This is a genomic window from Candidatus Bathyarchaeota archaeon, assembly GCA_029882535.1.
In the GTDB taxonomy this organism is placed as follows: Archaea; Thermoproteota; Bathyarchaeia; order Bathyarchaeales; family SOJC01; genus JAOUKM01.
In genome coordinates this window covers 1-23,179 of the sequence record JAOUKM010000025.1, presented here as the reverse complement: position 1 = coordinate 23,179, position 23,179 = coordinate 1, and the positions used below count along the sequence as shown (strand labels likewise).

Below are 23,179 nucleotides of genomic sequence, written 5' to 3'. Positions count from 1 at the left end.
GGATTCGTTGACACTGAACCTGATGGCACTCGAAACTATCCTGTTGGTTGGGATGGCGCAGAAGCCGGAGGCAACATGGACCCGCTTATCTTCTACATAGTACCTGAAGACAAGAGATATGACGCCGGCCAATACCTTGCAGGCCAGTTAGACATCTTGGACATCCCGTACAACAAGATTGAGTGGCCTTCAGACATTCCTTATCCAAATCCTGTTTTGTGGGAGCGAGATTACCACATTTATACAGGCGGCTGGAGCCTAGGAAGATACCCAACGTTCCTTTACTTCGGATACCACAGTGACTACTGGTTCCTAGGTGGGTCAAACTGCGTAACAGGCATGAACTCGTCAAACCTCCCCAACTATCCCCTGCTTGACGAATATGTTCGCGCTGTATACTTCACACCAAGTATTTCTGCAGCCAAAGCTGCTGCCCTAAAGGCAGGAGGATACGGCTGGGCTGATTTGTGTGTCAACATCCCCCTATGGTCTAGCAAAAGATTCGTCGCTTGGCGTAAGACTATGCCGGGAGTCGTCAACATGTTTGGCTACGGATTAGACAACCCGTACCAATTTCTACATGCTTATCAAAGTGGTGGCGGCCCAATTAGAATGGGAACTATAGGTGTACCAAAGAGGCTTAACCCGTTGTACTCTGTGTGGACTTATGACTACGCAGTGCTAGACAGAGTGTTCGATACATTGCTGAACATTAACCCATACGACCTCACGGTAGACCAGCCTTGGGCGGTTGAAGACTGGGAGGTTGGAACGTGGTTCGATCCAAACCCGGGTCCAGATGAGCCGTCTACGAAATCTACTGTCACGTATTATCTGAGGAAAGACTGTGGAATAGTGGAACCGGAAACAGGCAACTTCATACGATACGCAACCGCGCATGACTTGGAATTCTCGGCATGGTACACTTACTGCTTCCCTGACGCTTGGAACTATCCAAGCTACGAAGACCTGCATCACAGCGAAGTAATCGATGACTACACGATTAAGTACTACTTCGACGACGCAAGCTACTGGTTCTATGACGACCCGCAATACCCGACACTTTGCAGGGATGAGCTAATCGATACGCTCTGCACTGTAAGCTCTGCGAGTTTCACGAGTGATGGCACAAACTGTAGCGCCGGAACTCAATTCAAGCTGACAACAGAAAACATAGTACAGGTGACTTCTGACGACGTGCCAGTCGACTACTATATTTACGGTGGCTACGAAGACGGCGAGCATAACTGGATTATGCTGGAAGGCGACGTAGGAGCTGGAACATACATGATCAACTTCTACACGGACGACCTTGACCCTCACGGCTACTACCTCGCAGGTCTACCCTGGGCAGACACGTGGTACAGCTTCGGACCGTTTTACTGCACAGACATAGTGCCAGGCGTAGACGGACATGCTGCTCTGAACAAAAACCCACACTACTGGATGGAAACTCCACCTCTAGGTGAGACTGACTGGCGCTGGTGGTGGGACACTCCTGGCGGACAACCAGGATGGGAGATTTCTGGACGCGACAGCGGCTACTTCCAAATCAACATCTACGACGTGATAAAAGCCACAGGAAGCTACTGCCACAGCGGCGATGGCGCATACGATCCACAATACTTCCCAGGCGCAGACCTAGACAAAACCGACCTTGCACACATAGGCATCTACGACATAGTAAGCATCACAGACAAATACGGACTAAAATGGGCAATACCACCCCCATAAAATACATAGCCAAAACCAACAAGACCAACACTCCCTCTTTTTTTCCAAAAATCTTACATATACTTTGTAGCCTCGTTTTTCACACTCGAAATGTACTTGTACTAAAAAAAATTGGTACAAGTACAAATAAGCAACCTAGCCATGATTCGTCACCATCCTCTGAGCAACATTGCTACGCCGTTTGTCCATCAGAAAAGATTCAACAAGCTGCTCAACTTCCAATTTCAACGCACATATTTGTAGTCTCTGGAAATCGCTGCTTAGCCAGAAAACATGATTATTATAATGCTTTGTAAAGTGCCTAACAGAAAAAACTCCGCGCTAATTCAGCATATGCTCGAAACATCTTTTTAACACGAACCACGTGTGCTCGCATAAAAGCTCAAAGTAGTTTAGACACTATTTTACATATCTTCTCGAGAAATGCCTTGTCTTCATTAGTAAATGGTGAAAGTGTATGAGAATCTATGTCGAGTTCACCGATAATCTCCCCGTTCTTAAAAATCGGCACGACAATTTCAGATTTTACTTTGGGATTACATGAGAGATAGTTCGTCTCTTTTGAAACATCCTGTACAATAAACGTCTTTTTAAGCTCTGCTGCCTGACCGCATATGCCCCTGCCAAATGGTACTCTCAGATGTTCTGTGGGTTCTCCTTCAAAGGGGCCAAGTATAAGTTCATCTTGCCCTACTCTGTCTACAAAATAGAAACCGACCCAATCATAATTGGGAATGTTATCCCTAAGCAATTTACAGACAGCCTCAAGTTTTGCATCCTTATCTAGTTTGCTATTCACAATCGCCCTTACTTTTTCAGTAAGGAAATCCAATAATTTCTTCTTCATGTACATGCCTTCTGCAGGTTTTTCTTAGTTACTTTTAAAGTAGCTTTTAAAAGCGATTAACTGCGTTCCATTTTTAAACATACATAAGCGTCTATTCTAATCTCTTTTTGCCTCTACGAACACGCTTCCAAACACATTCGACACATTACCTTCATCTAAATTTCAAGAGAGTCGCCCTTTCTCTGTTTCTCTTTACATTGGTCAAGTATCTCCACTGCTCGACGTATATGAGGAATCGTAATTGACCCACCAACAATCAAAGCAACGTTTACAGCTTCAAAAAACTCCGCATCAGAAACACCCTCCTGAACACAACGGACAACATGATAAGTAATGCAATCATTGCAACGCAACACAATTGAAGCAACCAAACCCATCAGCTCTTTGGTTCTAACATCCAATGCTCCTTTCTGGTAAACACGACTGTCCAACGCGAAAAACCGCTTAACCGCAAGACCACCCCTAGTGAGAATCTGCGCATTCATACGTTCGCGATATCGCTTAAAATCCTCAAGAATATCCAAAACACTCCCTCACCTATCTCCACTATAAAAAGTGTGCACGCATTTTTGTGTTTGGGTATTTAGAAAGGTTTTCAGAGCGTACACTATGCTCTATTTGCCAGATTGCAAGCTCAAGTGCAATTCTTTATAGGATTGACCAGAAAATTATTCAATATGGCAACTAAGACAATCAGTCTCTCTAACGCGCTACTAATGTTAACATTGATTACCTTTTGGGGGAGCTCATTCGTAGTTGCCAAAATAGTGCTAAGAGAAGAATTAACTCCAGTTGCATTAGCTACATTTCGATTTCTTATTGCTGGTGGACTATCCCTCGCTGTTCTTCTCTTCAAGAAAAGCCAAAAACGAGACTACAATCTTTTCATTGAAAAGAAAGATGCCCCAACACTATTATTCCTCGCTCTTTCAGGCGTCACTCTATTCTTCGCTGCTCAATACACAGGTATTAAAATGGCAGGAGCGGCTATCGCCGCAATCTTCGTCTGTCTCCTCTCGCCGATTCTCATCACCGTCTTTTCCACCAGAATATTTAAAGAGAATCTAGACAGAAAACAGATTTTTGGAATCGGAATTGCTGCCACAGGCACCTTAATTGTCATTACTAGCGGTGTAAGCTTCCAAAGCAACAAAGAATTCTTTTTTGGAAGTCTAATTTTACTTTCTACCCCAATCCTCTGGACTGCTTACAGTCTATTTGGGAAGAAGACAATTGAGAAGTACAATCCTTTTCTCGTTGTAACCTACGTAAACGCTTTAGGAGGATTATTCCTAATCCCTTTTTCTCTGGCTGAAAACTCACTACAACAAATATTCACGATGAGTCTCAACAGCTGGCTTGCAGTTCTCTTCTTATCTATTACCTGTTCTTTGTTAGGATACAACATCTGGTTTTACGTGCTGAAACAAGTAGGAGCAGCGGTGACCAGTTCATTCTTATTTGCAGAGCCGCTGATAACCATGTTGTTTGCGGTGACGCTAGTCGGAGAAGAGATAACCTTTTCCATTTCCACAGGAGGACTTCTGATCTTCACAGGGGTCTACCTTGTAACCAAAAAGCAAAGAACACACAAGCGCTTCACAACAAATTAAACATTCGAGAATATCACCACTTAGCGAGGAGTATCAAGGATGACATTCAAAGTAGTTTTTCTTGCTCACACACCTGATGCAAAGCCAGAAAAGCACAAGAAAGACCTTCCAAACCGAAAAGACGTGATCATCGAAGCTTTAATCAGCAGATATGCGGATACGATGTTAGTAATTTTGAATTTAACGAACGCTGAAAAAACGACAAATCAAAGAGCTCATAAACATCTAAAAGCAAACCAGTCAATGTAAATAAACTATTCACCGCTTAACTGCTCTCTCGGAATGTGTAGTTGCATTTGGTGCATCTAAAAAACTGTGTTGAAGATTCTTCCAACTTTTTGACTTGAACCATCCATACGTAGGCAAGATTATTTCCACACCTAGGGCACTCTATCCTAATCGTAGGTAAGGTGCGTAACTTTTGTTCCTCCTTACCTATTACAGCTATGCCAACATTAGAAGAATGCTCTGAAATCCTAGGGACATGCGTCATCAGGCGAGTTGTCCGTTTCTCGTAGCCACACTTTGGACATGAAAGCAGAAGAACAACCTTCTTTCCTTCCGTTTTCTTTAGTGGAATCAATTTCTTTCCACAATTGGTGCAAAAGTCCAATCTACATGCTCTCCTTTTTTTAGATGCTCTTAGCTAATTCGTTTGTTTTACTTTTTTTTCTTGCATTATGGTTATCTTCGCTCCCATCACTATCTCACCCTTGATTTTGTGTCAAAAAGAAAAAGAGAAAATGGGAAATAGAAAGCCTAATTTGTCATTCTGCTTTGCTTTTTCCTTTCTTTCCTTTTTTCTTTCCTTTCTTTTTTGGCATTGCTCACCAATCCTCTTCCTCTTCTTCTTCCTCTTCTTCTTCTTCTTTGAAGAGCATAGTTAGACCTCCAAAACTTCCTTAAAGGCTAATGTTGGGTATATCTACTTTTCGTCTCAAAAAAACCGCAGAAAAGTGCTTTTTCTTTAGAAATAACCTTAGAATGAGCTTCTTATCTGTCTTATAAGCAAAAAAGATGATAGGATCTTCACTAAATGCAGCGAGAAGCTAGAAAACGCTTCTACACCTCTTTAAATATTAACTTCACCCAAGTGAATGTTGGAGAAACGAAATATCCCATGTTATGTCTGAGTTCGGGAGATATCTCCACAAACAATATTAAAAAGCAATAATTTTTTGTCGGTGCGCGCGTTTCTATTTTTAAACGTAGTCAAAATATAAGGTTTTAGATTTTTGCCCACGCACATAAGATTTATTTAGTCACGGTCTCTGAACATTTCTTGATTTGGAATCGAGAAAAATTGGTGAGTAAAATGGAAGAAGATGAAAGAATTCGTACAGGTGTCTCTCTTAAGGTAATAGCGTTGATTTCAGTCTTGGCATTCTTTTTCTTATTCATGATAGTCTTCGGATTGGTTATGGTAGTTCAAGTTGGCGTTGGACATGCAGTAATACTTGTAGATCCTATTGCTAGATCAACAAGTGAACCAATACTTGGTCCGACTTATGCAATAAAAGCACCGTGGGTCACTGCTGTTGACATTTACTATGCTACCGAGACGTTTGAGGACGTAATACCATCTTTTTCTTCTGATCAGCTTGAGATGGAGATTGAAGTTTTGGTTAGATGGTCGCTTGACACTGAGAAAATTAGGGATCTTTACAACAATTATCCAAATCTGAACTACAAAGAAAAGGCTATTGAGTCAATTATGGAAGAAACCATGCGGCTAATAACCAAAAACTACACTGCATTGGAAACTATAGAGTTCAGAGATGCTGTAAGAGATCAGGTAGAAACAGCTGTTCTTCAAGAGTTGAATACAGAACCATCGCTGGCAGGTGCTTTAGTGCGTTTTGAACTAGACCTGAAGAACATTGGCTATCCAGATAAGTACACTTCAGCTATTGAAGATAAACTAGTGGCGGAACAGCAGAAGATTCAAGCAGCTTTTGAGAGGGAAAGAATATTGATACTGGCTAACGCAACGGCTCAAGAAGTTATCATCAAGGCAATAGGTGAAGCGGAGGCCAAAGTCATAGAAGCTAACGCAACAAAAGAAGCTATTGAACTTGTCTTGGCGTCGGTTGGTCAAAGTGGAAATCAGACAAGAATTGCAGAGCTCTATCTCTGGGTTCAAGCCTTACAGAGAATTGCACCAGACGTGGAAATACTAATAGTAGGTGCAGATGGAATACCCGTGTTGATACCAACGAATTCGACAACACCCTAAGGCTCTCAGCAGAAACACTAATCCCTTTTTTTCTTCAGTCATACGCATGTGGTTTCAATTTTTCATGCCGGAAAAAATAGGGAGTTGCGAGAGATATCTCCACTTTTTGTTTACTTGCAGTATTGGTGTCCGACACTTCAGAAAGGAGATTTTCTCGCGCATCCCTAACTGTGCAAGTCCGCGCGTGGATTCCGAGGGTTCTTTCATAAACCATAAAAACTAAGCAGAAGGCATGACTCCTGAAGTGTGGTGAGCAAGAGAAGGCGCGTGGGTTCTTCAAAGAAAGAGGGAATATGCGAAAGCATCTCTTAGTTGGCGTCTTGGTCCAAGCTGGACAATGCCCCTTCCAGACGACAACACCATATTTAAATCGGAGCACGAACAAACAGCAATTCTTCAACATTTAAGAGGTTAAAAGTTGGCCAAGGAAAAAGGACCAATCTGGATAGCTAGAGTGCTGTCAAGATGCAGCGGATGTAGAAAATGCGAGATCGCGTGTTCACTTTCCCACGAAAAGCGCATATGGCCCGAAGCCTCAAGAATAAGAGTCTTTATGCTTGTTCCAGGCGTAGAATTTCCTCACTTCTGTGCCCAATGTGAAGACTACCCATGCGTGCAAGCGTGTCCAGTCAAAGCACTATCTGTTAGCCAGAGAACAGGCGCAGTCTTAGTCAAGTCCAAAAAATGCACTGCATGCGGAAAATGCGTAGACGCTTGCCCAGGCAGAATACCTCACATTCACCCTACAAAAAAACACGTTTTGATTTGCGATTTATGCAGAGGCAACCCTCAATGTGTTAGAGTCTGCCGACAGGGAGGATGGAACGTACTAAAAAAAGTCCACAGAACAAACCGAGCATACAAACTCTATGCACGAAAACCAGAAGAAACGACGCGCGATTTGGCTGTCAAGATGTATGGCGAAAAAGCGGAGGAATTGGTTTGATATTAGGTTACTCGGGGAAGTTTCTAGAAGTCAGTCTTTCAACAGAGAGTATCCAAGAAATAACAATTGACGATGACGTTCTGAGAGACTATGTAGGCGGCAGAGGTTTAGCAGCAAAGATTCTCTGGGATAAGCTAGGTGCCAAATGGGAAACAATTGACCCCTTGGGACCAGAAAACATACTTCTGTTCTTGACTGGACCCTTGACGGGATTCTTCCCAGGCGGCAGAACATGTGTTTCTGGCAAGTCTCCACAGAGCAATGGCATTGTAGGCTCAACTGTGGGAGGAGAATTTGGGGTCGAGCTTAGATGCTCTGGTTATGACGGGATAATATTATATGGTAAAGCAAAAAGGCCATGCTATTTATTTGTGAAGGATTCTGACGTTGAACTGAGAGACGCGAGTCACGTATGGGGTAAAGACGCAAAGCAAACCGTCAAGATTCTAACTAAAGAATGTAGAGAGCTCTTGAAGAGGCGCTTTCCTCAATATGGCGAGTTTAAGGAACCTGCAATATTGTATATTGGCCCAGCAGGAGAAAACAAGGTTCTTACGGCGGTTGTTGCGGCGAAATGGACGCATGCTGCTGGTTATGGTGGCTATGGCGCAGTTATGGGCTCTAAGGGTCTAAAGGCAATAGCTGTCAAGGGAACTGGGCCATTACCACAAGTTGCTGACATTGGGAAAGTGAAAAGGCTGATTCAAAAAGTATGTGATAACGCTTACGAGGATGAACTGTGGAGACGTTGGGGAACAGGGGCAGCTGGATACGAAGTTGGAGCGAAGACCAGCTCTGAACCTGTCCGGAATTGGCAGGATGAATGGCATGATGAAAGAAGCTTTGGAGTTGACAAGTTTGAGGATAGAGTTTGGATAAAACAGTTCTGGGGCGACTTCGGATGTCCAACCTGCTGTCTAAAGATAGCGATGGTGAAAACCGGACAGTTTAAGGGAGCAATAACAGACAATCCTGATTACGAACTGCAAGCCTATTTGGGTACAAACTTGGGGCTTTTCACTCCAGAAGAAAACGTGTTTCTCTCGGCTCTCATCGACGATTTAGGTTTATGCGGTATACAGACAGGAAACGTGCTAGGTTTCGCTGCTGAACTTTTCCAAAGGGGAATATTTACAAAGGAAGACCTCGATGGCATAGAGCTTAATTGGGGAGATGCGAATGCATTTGCAGCCCTAGTCAGGAAGATTGCATTTAGAGAAGGTATAGGAGACATGTTGGCGCAGGGAACTTATCGTGCAGCTCTGAAGATTTCAGAGGCAAAGAAAGTGGACGTTCTACAGTATGTTGTACAGTCTAAAGGGATAAGTATCGGTGCTCATGGAATCCGCAGTGGCAAAGATTACCCCCATATTATCTCCTACGCATGCTCAGTTCAAGGAGGCGATCACACGTCAACTGCTGCACTCCCATTGAACGGACCTGGAAGCGAATTGTGGGGGATTTTCAACGATTCAGCCGTGTACTGTTTCTTCAACAGTTTCGGTCTGAAACGCAAGGTCAGGTTCGACTTTTACAAAGCAGTTACAGGCTTAGAGTTGACGCCTGAAGAATGGTGTAGTTCCAAAGCGTTAAGGATACTGCAGCTTCAAAGAGCGATGCTCCTGCTAGGCGGACCCGACTTAAAGTGGAACCCTAAAATCCACGATGATAACCCACCTAGATTTTACGAGCCATTACCCTCCGGACCATATAAGGGAAAGACTACTCAAAAAGCAATGGTGCAAAAGTACAAGAGAAGATATTACAAGGAAGCAGGCTGGGACAAAAATGGAATCCCAGAGTCAGAAAATCTCAGAAAACTCGGATTGGAAGACGTTGATAAGGCTTTGAAAAGAATACGACAATGAAACGTTGTACATATTGCAAGAAAATGGAGAGTTGCGGGGTGATTTCAGGAGATCTCTCCTTTTGTCCGGGATTCAAATCCCAGCGACCCCACCAAGATAACAGCTGCTTTGAAACAAAGGTTTAAGATATTGGCAGACAAGTTACATTCCCAAATGTGAGGAATTTGTTCATGGACGTAAAATCAATACAGACGGAAAAAGATGTAATTGGAATCCTGAAAGACAAAACACAGTTTGAAAGAGACGTTTATGTTGCCACCTTCAAAATCCCCAAAGGAAAAGTCAGCACTTATAAGCGGATAGCCGAGAAAATTGGCAAGCCAAAAGCCTACCGAGCAGTGGCGAACGCTCTTCACAAGAACCCTCTGTCACCGGTTGTCCCATGCCATCGTGTTGTAGGCTCCGACGGTTCGTTCGGTGGGGACAAGAAAGGGGCCGAATGGAGAAGAAGTATGGTCAAGAAAGAGGGAATCCCAATTAAGAAAGGCAAAGTGAAAATCAGCAACGAAATCCTGTACTAACACACTACGCCGACCTTTCAAAGTATACCACTCGATGAGGCATATAGAAAATGGGATTTTGCGGGAGATATATCCATGCTCGCTAGTTCGAATCTCTCCCCGCCCACCTAGAATGCTGAAACAGTGAAAACATTTCTTTTGAAATGCACTTTCTTTAATACTTCAATACCCGTTGCTAGCCACAGAGAGAGTAAGACACATCCCGACACCACAAAAGGCATTAATGTAGAGCCAGAAGGAAGCTTTAGAGCCAAAGCGATAACCCAAATTGTAACACAAACAGTTAATCCAAAAAACACAAGTTTAACTTTCATTTCAATTTTTTCATTCATTCCATCAAACCTCCCTACATAATGCATTATGAGGGATGCATATAAACATAATGAGTTATGCTGAAAGCTCTCCCTTGAATTGTCTTCATCCTCCGGAATAGTATCTTCGTAAGGTTTGAACTTTCTTTACTCCGAACATATCGGCCACTCCAAAAGGATTCTTGAGAAGATTAAGGTAGTATGTGAAACCGCAAGCTCTTAGAAAGTGTAGAAAGATATCCGGATGTAGAGAACTTATGATTTGGATTCCTCTGGTTCTTCTATCTGGTCTTTTGTGTCGATCTGGAGATCTATGTGCACCATGCCCAAAAGTGCAGATTTAAGAGCCTTTCCAAATTTCTTTAGACGGCGCTTCATGGTCTTTTTTGATATCACAGTCTTCCGTTCACGTCTCAAATAGATAAGTAGGCAGATTGTTTCGCCGAACACCATGATCAAAAGGACTAGGTTCCAATAAAGCCGTGGGGATGGTGACTTGAAAACCACATTCACAACGCAGGCGGAGGCTCCGATGAAACAGTAGAGCGATATCCAAAAAATCTTTTCCCATCGTTGTATCTCTCTCACCTCCTTTCTTTATTTCTTCCATTTTTTAACCATCTTTGACAACAAGAACACTTCTTAAGATTCTCTTTCCGACTTTACAAAAATGTGTAGAAAAAGCATACCCATTCCCTCTAAAAAATACACTCTTCTTCTTGAAACATCTCCTATAGAAACTGAGCCAAAACTAAGTTATAATACTTTATATTTCCGAGTAGAGGCGTATTCGGAATTTTAATCCTTATTTAAGCGGTTTCTTCACTTTACCTCATGGCTCTATTACCTCATCTGCATTGGCTTGTGATATGTATATGTCCATTAGAAGACATATGCTAACCTTTTTGTAGCCTTGGCCGGGTCTTGAGGCCATTTTTTCTATGGGAAAATCTTTTTTGTAGAGAAAAAATCTCGGATAGAAATAAATAAAATCTAATTCTCTTTCTCTCTCTTGCGGAGTTCCTCATAGGGCCTTATGATCTCTTCGATTTGGTTTTCTTAGCATCTCGGCAGGCATCCTTTATTAGCTTGTTTGCCTCTTCATTTCCAAGTTTCTCTACAAGTATCCATAATTCCCCCTCACGCACATTTTCTCTTTCTAAAACTTGTTCTAAATACTGATTATCTTTTCATAATCTTTGTTACTGTCATAGTTGTACTTAGAGTTTGGATGACATAGAGATGAGTGTTTCACAAGAAGTCCAGAATATAAGGACAGGATTAGAAGAAGAATCACGTTCTTTGAACGAAGAACTAAAGAACCTGGAAGACAAGGTGAAGATGCTTCGGGATAAGGTTGCAATTGAAGAGTTAAGAAAGAGTAACGCTGCAACGCGGGACGTCATATCTCAACTAAAAACCGAAATAAATGAACTGGAACGAAGACTGAATGAAACTATAGAAACACCAGCACCAAGTCAACAATCCCAGGAAATCATTGCGGAAAACGCTGCTACATTGAACCCTGAAGTTCCCCCAGCTCAGCAACAATCTGACGACAAGAAACAAGAAGAAAGAAAAAGAAGATTCTTCTAAAAGGTCTATACGGAAAAGATAGACGAACCCCAGCTCCTTCCATGACAAGGCTTTCGTTCTTTGAAGCTAAACCAGATGCTCCCCTAAAATGATTTAATCTGCGGAAAAATGGGGAACGCCGGAGATGTCTTCAATTATCATAGTTTTACGTTAATCAGTTAGAATAATACAGAGGTAACGCCTCAAATCGGTATGCGTGCCAAAATGACAGAGAAGGGGTGGGCTAAGACGCGTGAGTTTTTTGTGATTCAACTTCTTCTGGATTTTCTATTATTTGTTCTGAGATTAGATTGGCTGTTTCATGTTGATTGCGCTGTGTGTGCTTGTAGACTTTCAAAGGAACTGACAGATTGCCTCTTAAGTAAGCTTCACGACAACTACCACATGCAAAAAGAGCAACTCCAAACAGAGTGAGGCCGATGTTTATCATCAGATATCTAGATGGTAACATGGCGATAGAAGCAAGTCCCCAGATGATCAGGATCAACCCTACGCCACTTACGAAGCCGTAGATATACGCACCCATCCTATGGCTTTTCGTATCTGCTGACAAATATACCACTAGTTCTTGAAGGGGCATATTGTAATTTAATTGTTGTGAAGTTCTAATAACGATGTCAAGTAAAGATAAAAACGGGGAAGATGCGGGAGATATATTTACTGTGGGAGATTTCGAACCTCTTCCAGATTAATGCCAAAAAGAATTGTATTCTAAACAAACATCTCTGGATATTGTGGCTTCAGAAACTTCCGAATATCAACACAGAGATGGCACCTATCTATATATCCATCTTTTTGGGATTGGAATCCGTGAGCCTCCTGAAGTTCGAGTAGCCCTTTAGGTCCACTTTCAACTATTGTCCTAATCACAGGATTATTTTTCCAGTGATAACTGCTGAGTATCTTGAAGAGAGATTCTTTCTTAGCGTTCCCTATGGATAAACTCCAGCATATTGATGCCCAGCCTTTAGGATCAAGGGTTATGCAATCAGGGTTTATCAGTGCACTTTCTGCTTCGGGACATTTTCCTTCTAAAGGTTGCTTAGGAAAGAAATCAGTCAGGGTCTTTCTTGCTCTTCCTTGAGGCCACACTTTGTTAACATGCACCTCCAAGTTCAAAGTTTCAAGAACACTCATTATCCTATTTGTCTGTCTATCAAACTGATTAGAAGCCGTCTCACTTTTAAGAATAGCAACATTCCATCTAACCTTCTCTATACCAACATCGACAGAAGCTAACGCAGCGTTACGTGGATAGTCTAAAGGAATGTAAGGCCAGTGAAACGCATCAACACTAATCAACATCTCATTTACGCCCGCTTCCTTCAACTGAGAAGCCAATTCTTTCGCTTGATTCTTGTCCCGACCCCAAAAACCATTTGTAATTAGCTCAATCTCTGGGATCCGCAATTCTTTAGCTTTTTGAAAAAGTTTAATAGTCCTTTCAGGATAGAGCATCGCTTCGCCTCCGAAAATCATGAAGGACTCCAGATCCGCCACCGATGTTGCTTCGTTAAGATAGTTTATGCCATCTTCAACCTTCATCACACCTTCCCTCTCAGGAGAGTGCTCTCCTTGACAATGAATGCATCGAGAGTTGCATTTCTCTGTCAGCAAAAACTCAAGCCTTTTAATCTTCATCTCCGAGCACTGCTCACATAAAACTACACTGCAAGTTATTTCAATTTGTCGTTTCCAATAATCTTAGTACGCGCTCTGTTAACTGAAATGCTGATTCATACTTCTAGTGACCTAACAATCTACCTGAGTGAAGTCCTCTTACCGCGGTTAACTTTAATATCTTCAAATATACGCTGGATTGACTGTTTACTGGTGAAGCAGCATGAGATCTTTATCAAAAAGAAAGAAGGATAGGTTTCCTCAATACCGCGGTCTGGAATGGCACAAAAAGGTAAGCAATCCCGATCATCCGAATTTTTGGAAATATGGTGTAGCCAACCTTTTGTTTCTGGCCTATATGGAAGATAAAAAGCTAGTGCTTGATCTTGGTTGTGGAGTAGGTGATGCCTCCTTTTTCTTAGCGGAACACCGGGAGATGGAGTGGATTGTTGGTGTGGACTTGGTGGATGACATGATTAGAGTGGCAAAGACGAGTGCAGTTAACAAGGGATTAAACCGAAAGATCTCTTTTCTGGTTTGCGACGGACGACACTTACCTTTCAAAACATCATGTTTTGAGGTTTTAATATCAAGAGGAGATGTTTTCTGTTTCCTGATTCCATTGAAGAGGAGCGTTCAAGAGTTAAAGAGGGTCTTGAAGCCTCGAGGGATTACAGTTTTGGAGATGGACAATCGGGTGGACTGGAAACCAGGGACCATAATCTCAACCAGTTTTCAAAAGACCCTTGACGGAAGAATCGCTTACCGTGTAGAGGTGTTTACAACTAAACGAAATCATAGAGCTACTTCCTACATCTTAGACCCGAATGGGAAAATCGTCAGGAACATTATGAGAGATCCAGAGTTTAATGAGAAGGGCTACAAATCATTAAAGTATCCTCTTCAACAGATTGAAGAAGAAACTCTTGAAATAAGGCAAGGGGTTCCAACACATTGGCCTACAGCGAAAGAACTGTTTGCCCTGTTTAAAAAAAGTGGCTTTTCCGAAGTACAGGTGACGGGCGATGGTTTGCTAATGAAGTTACTTATTGATGGTGACGAAGCGATTATAGAAACTATGAAAAGAAGCCCACAACTATTCTTTGAGATTGAGAAAAGACTTGTTCCATACATAAATCCTGATAAAGCTCCGACAATTGTCTTACGAGCCACTGCGCCTTGAGACAATGATGTATTTCCAAAAAAACCGAGAATTTAAGCCAAGATATAGACCTAATCCTGAGCTTTAAGAAAAAAAGGAGATGTGCGGGCGACGTCTCCACTGGTCGCCAGTTCAAGCGCGCGCAGATAATCCGAAAAGAATTCGGAAGCTGATATCCATAGATTTCTCTCGTCGGAACAGGAAATCCAAAAAAAAGTGGAGAAGTTGTAGATGGACTAACAACTTGAAATAGGCTTGTTTTTCCATCAGTCTGTATAAGGCGCAAGTCCCGCTGCTTCGTTGAACCAGTTTGCAACAGTTAGCCACATGCTTTTCATTGATTTGTCCCAGAAAGCCATGTTCGCCCAGCTAAGAGTGAAACCTGAATCTATGTATGTGATTATGTATGACTCAAAGGATTCCATTTCTGCCATAGTATGATGTAAACGTCCTTTACCTTCAACATAGGCTCTCACTTCATGCTTCCAGAATCCAGGTGAATATCCAGGTTCAGGCGGTGGAGGCTCACAAGCAAAAACTGGTGAAACTATCAGAACCATCAACGCGAACACAGTTACTCCTAAGGCAACTTTTCTCAATCTCATTTTAATCCAAAAAAATAAGGATGGACCAGGTGATAAAAAGACATATGGTAAATAATTATAGAAAAAAACTAAAGTGCAAGACCAAAGAAGCCGAGAAATGCAGGAGACAACGTCACTTTAGTGTCATTCCAAGCTAGACGATGCCGCCTACGAAAACGAGAATCTGCTTCCCATCTACGTCCTCGGAACATTTTTATGCTGTCCATTTCAATGACGTATTTGAAGCCTACGTCCACGAGTTTGCACGCTTCAGCCCGTTAAGCTGGTCAAAGATGAGAGAGCAAGATGTTATTGTCCAGATTCTTGGGATGCACTGTCCAGCGTGTGCACAGCGGATAGAAGCTAGCTTATCAAAAGCCGATGGAATTATAGAGGTCAGAGTGAGTTATGCAGCAAAAGAGGCTTTTGTGAAGTTTGACGCTTCCAAGGTTAGTGTTGAAAAAATTAAGGCGATCATTAAGCGGAGTGGATATGAAGCAGTTGAGCAAGTTGAGGGAATTGTTGAAAAACGTAAGAAAGAGTTGCGAAGGCAGATCCTGCTTTTTTTTGTTGGGCTTATTTTTACAATCCCAATTGTTTTAATCACCTATTTTTTGAAAATTCCAACAAAGAATTTTCTATTATTAACGTTAGCGACTCCAGTTCAGTTTATTGTAGGTTGGCATTTCTACAAAGGCGCGTATAATTCACTTAAAAGCGCGTTTGCTGACATGAATGTGCTTGTTGCACTAAGTGCATCAGCTGCTTACTTTTATTCTTTGTACTCAACTTTCTTCTTAGTAGACAGTATGGTTTTTTATGAGGCTTCAGCCGTTGTCATAACCACAATAACGCTTGGCATGCTTTTAGAGGAGATGGCCGTCGAGAAAACTGGTGACGCAATCAAGAAGCTTATGGCGCTCCAGCCCAAGACAGCAATTGTAGAGCGTGGTGGTGGTAAAGAAAGGGAAATTCCAATTGAGGAGGTTGAGGTTGGGGATGTCTTAATTGTTCGACCTGGAAACAGGATACCGGTTGACGGGTTTGTGGTTGACGGGCATTCGTTTATAGATGAGTCAATGATAACTGGCGAATCAGTTCCAGTTGAGAAAAATGTTGGAAACACGGTTTTCACTGGAACAATAAACAAAACCGGCACACTGAAGTTCAGAGCAGAGAAAATTGGGAAAGAAACAATGCTAGCACAAATTGTTAGATTAGCCCGTGAAGTGCAAGCAAGTAAGGCGCCAATCCAGAGAATAGCGGATCGCGTCGTCAACTTCTTTGTTCCCATAGTTGCCGTAATTGCATTCGGAGCGTTTGTAACTTGGTATTTTGTCTTTAAAGATGAGATGTTGGCAGTGACTACGTTGGTTTCTGTCTTGGCGATAGCATGCCCATGTGCTTTGGGCATCGCAACCCCTGCCGCAATCATGATTGGTGTTGGCAAGGGAGCAGAAAATGGAATTCTGATAAAGAACAGTGCGGTGTTGGAGGTTGTAAGAGATATTGATACTGTCGTCTTTGACAAGACGGGTACCTTAACTAAGGGCAATTTAGAAGTTACAGATATTGTTGGAAAAGATAGAACTCGTGTTTTAGAAGTTGCCGCTATTGCTGAGAAGAGGTCTGAGCATCCCATAGGCGAAGCAATAGTGAAGAAAGCTGAAAGCGAAGGAATTACTGTTTCAGAGCCAAGTTCTTTTGAAGCCTTGCCAGGATTTGGGGTAACTGCAAAGTCTAGGCGCAGACAAGTTTTGCTTGGAAATCGTGTCTTGATGAAGAACAATAAGGTCTCAATCAAGCAATTTGCAGATGACATTGAGAAGCTGGAGAGCGAAGGTAAAACAGTTTTAATAGTGGCTGTTGACGGTAAAGCTGCTGGTTTGTTAGCTGTTTCCGATACACTTAAAGAGTATTCTAAGGATGCGGTTGAGATGCTTAAAAGAGCTGGCTTAGAAGTTGTTATGCTTACGGGCGATACGAGAAGAACAGCAGAAGCAATTGCGAATCAGTTAGGCGTTAATGAGGTTTTGGCTGAAGTTATTCCTGCTGGAAAGGTTGAAGAGATAAGGAAGCTGCAAAGTCAAGGACGCTTTGTCGCTATGGTTGGTGATGGAATAAACGATGCGCCTGCAATAACGCAGGCTAATGTGGGAATAGCCATTGGAAGCGGAACTGACGTTGCAATAGAGGCTGGAGACATAGTTCTAATTAAGGACGATCCGCGCGACGTGGCTGTCAGCATTAATCTAAGCAACAAAACATTGCAGAAGATAAAGCAGAACCTGTTTTGGGCGTTCTTTTACAATTTACTAATGATTCCTCTAGCTGCAGGAGTTCTTCATCCATCGTTTGGCATTTTGATTATACCAGAATTTGCAGCTGCCGCAATGATACTAAGTGACATTACAGTTGTTGGAAATTCAATGCTGCTTAAGAGATGGAAGCCCTAAAATTGGTTTCTGCCGCTTGAAAAGCGAATCGAATTACTCTAACGAAAAAAAATTCAGAAAAAGAACTCAGTTGGCAAATCGAAGCAGGGTTTTAGTATATTTGCGAACTGGGAATGCTAAATTCTTTAGGAAGCGGAAATGAAAAATATACCAAAATGCTTAATTTGGTTTCTTCTGTTCATAGGTAAATTCTCACGGAGGCTGGAGAAAATTTGCCAAGAATAATAGTTTGCCTCAAACAAGCTATAGACGTTAACCAACTGAAGGCAGATCCTTCCACAAGACGACTAGTCACAGCTGGCGTGTCGCGGAAAATTAGTGATTTTGACAAAAACGCGTTGGAAGAAGCTGTTCGTCTCAAAGAAAAACTTGGCGGCGAGATTGTAACGGTTACAGCAAGCGGGGAAGACGCCAAAACATCGATTCGTGAGGCTTTGGCGATAGGCGCTGACAAAGGATACTTCATTAACGATGAGGCTTTGCTGGATTCTGACACGTTAGCAACCTCATTTGTGTTAGCTGAGGCGGTGAGGAAAATTGGTCAGTTTGATCTTATTCTCTGCGGCGAAGCATCTATTGACGGTTTTTCGGCACAAGTTGGTCCACGTATTGCTGAGCTGCTGAACATCCCTGTCATCACGTATGCTCGGAAAATCAGTCTAGAAGGCAACGTTGTGACTGTGGAGAGAACCCTTGAAGATCGCTACGAGACAGTGAAAACTAAGACGCCTGCAATAGTAACAGTAACCAAGGAGATTAACGAACCGCGAATTCCTTCGCTTATGGCGATAATGAAAGCTTCTAAGAAAGAAATAGTGACTTGGAAGCTAGCAGACATCAATGTCCCATTGAAAAAAGTTGGAGAAACGGGTTCCGGTGTCAGGATTATGGATGTTTTGGCGCCTAAGGTGGAACGAAAAAGGATTGTGATTGAAGGAGAGAATCCAGCTGAGATTGCAGAGAAACTGGTGAAAGCGCTTATTCAGGAGGGTATGGTAGGGAGGTAAGCGCGATGAGTGAACATATAGGTGTTTGGGTTTTTTCTGAGAATTATAATTTGATGCTGGAACTGTTAGCTGGCGGAAGCATGCTCGCAACTAACCGCAAGACAGAACTTGCAGTCGTGTTACTTGGAAGCGGGGTAGAGAGCAAAGCAGATGAGCTTATCAAACATGGCGCTGACAAAGTTTTCGTAGTTGACAGCTCCCGCCTGAAAGACTTCCAAATAGAAACTTATTTGAGCGCTCTAACAAACCTCGTTACAGGCAACAAACCCGAAATTCTTCTCATAGGATCTACAAAGAACGGAAAGGAACTAGCTTCCCGACTAGCCGCAAGACTTGAAACAGGATGCACCCCAGATTGTAGTCAACTTGCCATTAACGAAGAAGGACAGCTGGTGACTAAAAGAATCGTATACAGCGGTAACGCCGTCGTCACAGCTACCTATCGTAAAAAACCGCAAATAGCCACAGTGCCGCCTAGGACGTTCGAAAAGCTTGAGCCGAAAGAAAGGAGCGGCGAGATAGTGAAAGCTGAGGTTGAAGTTGAAGAGTCGAAAATAGAAGTTGTGGGAGTCAACAGGATGGAAGTGGCTGACGTAAAAATCGAAGATGCACGAATAGTTGTCTGCGGCGGAAGAGGAATTGAAAAGAAAGAAGACTTTAAGCCGCTTGAAGAACTTGCTAAACTTCTCGGCGGCCAAGTTGGCAACACGAGGCCATTAGCTGAAGACCGAAAATGGTTCACGGGGTGGGTTGGCTTGTCTGGAAAGAAGATCAAGCCGACGCTTTACGTAGGCTGCGGCATCAGCGGCATGATCCAGCATGTGGCAGGGATGCGTGATTCGCAAGTGGTTGTGGCTGTAAATAGGGATCCTGAAGCGGCTATCTTTGAAGTTGCTGATTATGTGATTGTTGGGGACTTGTACGAGATAGTGCCAGCAATCGTGAAAGAATTGAAGAAGACACTAGGTTAGCTTATGCGTTATAAGAGTGAATTTAAGCGTTAGAACTTCCAAGCGCACAACACTTATCTTTTAAAACTTTCTCGTTTGAACAGGGTAAATTGAGATGACTCTCTTACAGACATCGAGAGAGATTTTTCAAAAAGCAGCATTGACAGCAAAAAATGCCTCAAAAGTTGACTGTAAACCGTTAAGGTCCAACATCTATGCTGAAGGTCGTAAAAGCTTGGTCTCTCTTATACGAACTGAAGACAGGGAAGAAGGAGTAAAAAAGGCATTACGTCTGATTGGCGAAATGACGCCATTGATAAGAAACCTCGATGAAAATTACGTCTTAGTCAAGCCCAATTGCAATAGTCACGATCCTTTCCCTGCGAGCACACACCCACATACTCTAAGAGTGATCCTGACGCTGCTGATAAAGGCTGGACTAAAGCAGGAACAAATCATAGTAGGCGACATGTCTGGCCCAGCATGGCTTCCAACAGAAGCAACTATGAAGAAGAATGGTATACTGAATGCCGCCAAAGAGTTCGGTGTAAAAGTATCTTTCTTCGAGAAAGAAGAATGGGTGTGGGTCAAACCAGAAAAAGCTCTCTCATGGCCCATAGGATTTCGAATTGCGAAGACAGCCTATGATGCTTCACGGATTATATCACTCCCATGCCTAAAAACACATCAGTTTGGCGGAGTATTCACCTTGAGCCTCAAGAATAGCGTGGGGATGATTAACCCAGCAGACAGAAGCATTCTTCACAAGAAGCCTGGCTTTCGTATAGCGGAGATAAACCTTGCATATACCTCGGATCTTATGGTTCTAGACGGACTGTCGTGCTTTGTCTCCGGTGGTCCAGCTCACGGAAAGAAGGTGGTCTCAGGCGTAGTAATCGCTGGAAGCGACAGAGTAGCGGTTGATACGGTAGGGGTGGCAATTCTTAAATTCTTCAAGGCAGAAGGCATCAAAGGCATTAGAGTAAAAAGTCATGATCAACTTAAAAAGGCTGCAGAACTCGGCATAGGACATCTGAACGCAGACATGATATCTCTGAAAGCATTAAACATGACAGATGACGAAAGATTCGATGATATGGTTAAATTCATTAAACGTCAGCTGTGAGTGTCCCACGCGTACACTTTTTTAGGACATATCTTAAGCTCGGAATCTTTAGCTACTTCGAAGATGTGAATGTTGGAAAGTGGAAGCACGCGGCGTGATGTGCAACAGCGTTACTTGTACGCTATGTATTCTTTCCCTAGCAACTCTCTTGCTATGACTACTCGTTGGATGTTTGTTGCTCCTTCGGCGCCGACACAGTAGGACATTATGCCTCTTAACCCCATTTCTATGGGGCACTCTTTTGTGTAGCCGTATGCACCGAACCATAGCATGACGTGTTTGCAAACATCAAAAGCGAAGTGTGGAGCCTTTAGTTTGCAGGCTGAAATCATCTGCGCAACCTCAAGAGGCGTGAATCGTTTTTCTTTGTATCGCTTGTCCATCATCCAAGCAGTCCTGTAAACAAGTGACCGCAAGGCTTCTAGCTCTGCCCAGTCATCTGCCAACTCGAATTGAATCCCTTCAAACTTGCCAATAGGTCGCCCAAAGGCCCTCCGTTCCTTAATGTACTCCATTCCCAAATCTAAAGCGCGTCTTGCAGCGCCCAAACATACAGCACCTATTAGAACGCGGGCAGCGTCGAATCCTTCCATGGTTAAGTAAAAGCCCTTATCTACCTCGCCAATAAGGTGACGCTCTGGCAACTGCACGTTTTTCATCACGAAGCCGCCTGTTGAAATAGCCATCCTTCCCATGTCTTCAAAGCGTTTGTTAATTTCAACTCCAGGCACATCCATGGGTAAGTAGAATCCAGTCATGCCGCGGTGGGCTGCTCCTGGCGGTGCAGGCGATGTTCTCGCGTTGACGAAAAAGCCTCCACCCCACTTCTTAGCTTCTTCGGTGCCGCTTATGTACGTTTTTTCGCCGTTAAGAATCCACTTTTCTCCTTCTTTCTTAGCTGTGGATTTGAAACCTGCAACGTCTGATCCGCCGCTTGCTTCTGTGGAGGCTATGCCGATGAAAGCGTCGCCTTTGATAGCTTTTCGTATGACGTCTTCTCTGACTTGTTCCGTGCAGTATTTGTCGACAACATATCCCCAAGACGATTCTACAAGCCAAAGCACGGGAACGGCGATGCTGAGGTCTGCATAGCCTAACTCTTCGGCTGCAATGCAAGCCATAACCCAGTCGGCACCAGTTCCGCCATGGTCTTCGGGGGCAGTCATAATCAGCAAGCCAAGGTTAGCCATATCCTTTACTAGCGATTGTGGAATCTCGCCTTTAGTGTCCATTTCGCGAACTTTCTCTAAGGGAAGATTTTTTTTGCACCATTCCCGCAGTGCGTTGCGGAAAAGTTTTTGCTCTTCTGTAAAGCTAAAATCTACCATTTAGATTACCTCTTAAAGAGAAAATAGTCTCTGTGCTAGCGCATATAAGGATTACCAGAGTGTGCGGTTGATTACGGGTCATTTAAACTTAGCTTTTCTGAGTCGAAACTTTGGTTTAGATGTAGCCCAAGTTTTTCCTGCTCAATTCCAAGTGCAAGTCCCAAAAGCTGTGTATAGTAAAACACTGAAAGCGAAAGCTTACCACCCACCGTAGCCGTAGCCTCCTTCTGCCTAGCATCGTACATTATGTGACAGTAGGGACAAGTGTCCACAAATCCATCCACACCATAAGCCTGAACCGCCTTCAGCTTAGAACCCGCAAGACTCAAAGCTGCATCCTCATGTGAATACAGCAAAGCCGCCCCACAACAGTCCAACTTCTCCGAATAATCCAAAGTCTCAGCCTCTAGCGCTTCAACCAAAGCATCAAGCTTTCTCGGCTTCTCAGCGTGGTCAACTCGTCCAATTTCACTCGGTCTAATTATCTGACAGCCAGGATGCACCGCAAACTTCAAACCCTTAAACGGTTTCTTCACCTTAGCCTTAACCGTATCAACCTTAACCACGTCGTGGAGCAAGTCAACAACGTGCCAAATTCTAACCCCAGAAGAATATTTGAAACCCTCTTCTCCAAGCAGATCCTCCACTTTCTTGCACATCTCTTCGTCATTATCGATCCGGTATTTCGCTTCGCTCAGCATGAAGTGGCATTCGTTACACGGCACCAGCAAATCATCCAAGCCCGTTTGACTTGAAAGAGCCAAGTTTCTTGCAGAAAGATACATAGCAGCGGAAGTGTTGATGCTTCTCACAGGCCCGCCGCAACAAGACGCGCCTTTCAAGTCGACAAGCTCGATGTCGAAATGTGGAAAAACCTGCCTAACTGACATCTCATAAGCGTACTGCGCCGTCGGAATTTTGCATCCCCAATAGACTGCAACCTTCACTTGTTTATCCTCCGAGAACTTTCATGAAAACGACTTTAAACTTGTCGTTTGGGTATATCATTTCGGGCAGCCCAAGTTTTTCTCTGTTAAACGGCTGCATTTCTCGAGAAGTAACCGTTTGCGCTTGCTGTGTTAAACCTGTTTCTAGGATTTGGGCCACCGCTTTCATATATGCCTCCGGCACCTTTGCTTCTCTTTCCACTGTCAAGTTTCTCAAAGCCATAATAGTATCGTACGGCGACGCTTTCTGTGGACATCTTTCACGGCATTTTAAACATGAAGCGCATGCCCAGATAATGTCAGATGAAACTAGTTCTTCAACGAAGC

25 protein-coding genes are annotated in these 23,179 nt (G+C 43.2%); 13 read left to right on the top strand and 12 right to left on the bottom strand.

From position 1 onward, the window contains the following. Positions 1–1,734, top strand: a 1,734-nt coding sequence (locus tag OEX01_06955; protein MDH5448718.1) for a hypothetical protein, incomplete at its 5' end; no start/stop codon positions are given. Positions 1,735–2,116: 382 nt separating this feature from the next. Here OEX01_06955 and OEX01_06950 read toward each other — a convergent pair. Beyond that, positions 2,117–2,587 carry a GAF domain-containing protein gene (locus tag OEX01_06950; protein ID MDH5448717.1) on the bottom strand — a complete coding sequence of 157 codons (471 nt, stop codon included), beginning with the start codon at positions 2,585–2,587 and terminating at the stop codon, positions 2,117–2,119. 149 nt (positions 2,588–2,736) lie between these two features. Then, positions 2,737–3,066, bottom strand: a complete 330-nt coding sequence (locus OEX01_06945; protein MDH5448716.1) for a carboxymuconolactone decarboxylase family protein — start codon at positions 3,064–3,066, stop codon at positions 2,737–2,739. Positions 3,067–3,258: 192 nt separating this feature from the next. Between OEX01_06945 and OEX01_06940 the strand changes: the two genes are divergently transcribed. Together OEX01_06940 and OEX01_06935 are read left to right on the top strand one after the other, a co-directional pair. Then, complete coding sequence (locus OEX01_06940; GenBank protein MDH5448715.1) at positions 3,259–4,194, top strand: EamA family transporter; 936 nt, start codon at positions 3,259–3,261, stop codon at positions 4,192–4,194. 39 nt (positions 4,195–4,233) lie between these two features. Further along, positions 4,234–4,443 carry a hypothetical protein gene (locus tag OEX01_06935; protein MDH5448714.1) on the top strand — a complete coding sequence of 70 codons (210 nt, stop codon included), beginning with the start codon at positions 4,234–4,236 and terminating at the stop codon, positions 4,441–4,443. 16 nt (positions 4,444–4,459) lie between these two features. Here the strand turns inward: OEX01_06935 and OEX01_06930 are convergent, their stop codons facing one another. Next, positions 4,460–4,807 carry a transcription factor S gene (locus tag OEX01_06930; GenBank protein MDH5448713.1) on the bottom strand — a complete coding sequence of 116 codons (348 nt, stop codon included), beginning with the start codon at positions 4,805–4,807 and terminating at the stop codon, positions 4,460–4,462. Between the two features lie 702 nt (positions 4,808–5,509). On the opposite strand from OEX01_06930, the gene OEX01_06925 reads away from it, so the two are divergent. The 4 genes from OEX01_06925 to OEX01_06910 all read left to right on the top strand — a co-directional run bounded on the left by OEX01_06925 (position 5,510) and on the right by OEX01_06910 (position 9,765). Further along, entirely contained in the window at positions 5,510–6,430 is a 921-nt protein-coding gene (locus tag OEX01_06925) for an SPFH domain-containing protein (protein ID MDH5448712.1), read from the top strand. A gap of 418 nt (positions 6,431–6,848) precedes the next feature. Next, on the top strand, positions 6,849–7,376 hold the full coding sequence (locus OEX01_06920; GenBank protein ID MDH5448711.1) for a 4Fe-4S dicluster domain-containing protein: 528 nt from the start codon (positions 6,849–6,851) through the stop codon (positions 7,374–7,376). Beyond that, positions 7,376–9,244 (top strand): aldehyde ferredoxin oxidoreductase, encoded by a 1,869-nt coding sequence (locus OEX01_06915; protein ID MDH5448710.1) that lies wholly within the window; start codon positions 7,376–7,378, stop codon positions 9,242–9,244. Before OEX01_06920 ends, OEX01_06915 begins: the two co-directional genes overlap by 1 nt. Before the next feature lie 170 nt (positions 9,245–9,414). Then, complete coding sequence (locus OEX01_06910) at positions 9,415–9,765, top strand: MGMT family protein (GenBank protein MDH5448709.1); 351 nt, start codon at positions 9,415–9,417, stop codon at positions 9,763–9,765. A gap of 107 nt (positions 9,766–9,872) precedes the next feature. Here the strand turns inward: OEX01_06910 and OEX01_06905 are convergent, their stop codons facing one another. Next, positions 9,873–10,097: a hypothetical protein gene (locus OEX01_06905; GenBank protein ID MDH5448708.1), complete on the bottom strand. Its 225-nt coding sequence runs from the start codon at positions 10,095–10,097 to the stop codon at positions 9,873–9,875. 234 nt (positions 10,098–10,331) lie between these two features. After that, a complete protein-coding gene (locus tag OEX01_06900; protein ID MDH5448707.1) occupies positions 10,332–10,664 on the bottom strand; it encodes a hypothetical protein in 333 nt (110 codons plus the stop codon). 654 nt (positions 10,665–11,318) lie between these two features. Here OEX01_06900 and OEX01_06895 point away from each other — a divergent pair. After that, positions 11,319–11,672, top strand: coding sequence for a hypothetical protein (locus tag OEX01_06895; GenBank protein ID MDH5448706.1), 354 nt, complete (start codon positions 11,319–11,321; stop codon positions 11,670–11,672). A 223-nt stretch (positions 11,673–11,895) separates the two neighbouring features. On the opposite strand, the gene OEX01_06890 is transcribed toward OEX01_06895, so the two are convergent. Together OEX01_06890 and OEX01_06885 are read right to left on the bottom strand one after the other, a co-directional pair. After that, the gene (locus OEX01_06890) at positions 11,896–12,252 is read right to left on the bottom strand and encodes a hypothetical protein (GenBank protein MDH5448705.1); all 357 of its coding nucleotides are present in this window, start codon (positions 12,250–12,252) and stop codon (positions 11,896–11,898) included. A gap of 131 nt (positions 12,253–12,383) precedes the next feature. Then, on the bottom strand, positions 12,384–13,313 hold the full coding sequence (locus OEX01_06885) for a radical SAM protein (protein ID MDH5448704.1): 930 nt from the start codon (positions 13,311–13,313) through the stop codon (positions 12,384–12,386). Positions 13,314–13,515: 202 nt separating this feature from the next. Between OEX01_06885 and OEX01_06880 the strand changes: the two genes are divergently transcribed. After that, positions 13,516–14,475, top strand: coding sequence for a class I SAM-dependent methyltransferase (locus OEX01_06880; protein ID MDH5448703.1), 960 nt, complete (start codon positions 13,516–13,518; stop codon positions 14,473–14,475). A 245-nt stretch (positions 14,476–14,720) separates the two neighbouring features. Here the strand turns inward: OEX01_06880 and OEX01_06875 are convergent, their stop codons facing one another. Continuing rightward, positions 14,721–15,014, bottom strand: coding sequence for a hypothetical protein (locus tag OEX01_06875; GenBank protein ID MDH5448702.1), 294 nt, complete (start codon positions 15,012–15,014; stop codon positions 14,721–14,723). Between the two features lie 113 nt (positions 15,015–15,127). Continuing rightward, positions 15,128–15,295 (bottom strand): hypothetical protein, encoded by a 168-nt coding sequence (locus OEX01_06870; protein MDH5448701.1) that lies wholly within the window; start codon positions 15,293–15,295, stop codon positions 15,128–15,130. Positions 15,296–15,331: 36 nt separating this feature from the next. On the opposite strand from OEX01_06870, the gene OEX01_06865 reads away from it, so the two are divergent. The 4 genes from OEX01_06865 to OEX01_06850 all read left to right on the top strand — a co-directional run bounded on the left by OEX01_06865 (position 15,332) and on the right by OEX01_06850 (position 20,577). Further along, complete coding sequence (locus tag OEX01_06865; GenBank protein MDH5448700.1) at positions 15,332–17,494, top strand: heavy metal translocating P-type ATPase; 2,163 nt, start codon at positions 15,332–15,334, stop codon at positions 17,492–17,494. A 212-nt stretch (positions 17,495–17,706) separates the two neighbouring features. Next, positions 17,707–18,501, top strand: a complete 795-nt coding sequence (locus OEX01_06860; GenBank protein MDH5448699.1) for an electron transfer flavoprotein subunit beta/FixA family protein — start codon at positions 17,707–17,709, stop codon at positions 18,499–18,501. A gap of 5 nt (positions 18,502–18,506) precedes the next feature. Beyond that, the gene (locus OEX01_06855; protein MDH5448698.1) at positions 18,507–19,472 is read left to right on the top strand and encodes an electron transfer flavoprotein subunit alpha/FixB family protein; all 966 of its coding nucleotides are present in this window, start codon (positions 18,507–18,509) and stop codon (positions 19,470–19,472) included. Between the two features lie 139 nt (positions 19,473–19,611). Further along, on the top strand, positions 19,612–20,577 hold the full coding sequence (locus OEX01_06850; protein MDH5448697.1) for a DUF362 domain-containing protein: 966 nt from the start codon (positions 19,612–19,614) through the stop codon (positions 20,575–20,577). A 110-nt stretch (positions 20,578–20,687) separates the two neighbouring features. On the opposite strand, the gene OEX01_06845 is transcribed toward OEX01_06850, so the two are convergent. The 3 genes from OEX01_06845 to OEX01_06835 form a co-directional block, all read right to left on the bottom strand. Further along, positions 20,688–21,905 (bottom strand): acyl-CoA/acyl-ACP dehydrogenase, encoded by a 1,218-nt coding sequence (locus OEX01_06845; protein ID MDH5448696.1) that lies wholly within the window; start codon positions 21,903–21,905, stop codon positions 20,688–20,690. Between the two features lie 71 nt (positions 21,906–21,976). Beyond that, the gene (locus OEX01_06840; GenBank protein ID MDH5448695.1) at positions 21,977–22,852 is read right to left on the bottom strand and encodes a CoB--CoM heterodisulfide reductase iron-sulfur subunit B family protein; all 876 of its coding nucleotides are present in this window, start codon (positions 22,850–22,852) and stop codon (positions 21,977–21,979) included. Positions 22,853–22,856: 4 nt separating this feature from the next. Further along, positions 22,857–23,179, bottom strand: a 323-nt coding sequence (locus OEX01_06835; GenBank protein MDH5448694.1) for a hypothetical protein, incomplete at its 5' end; no start/stop codon positions are given.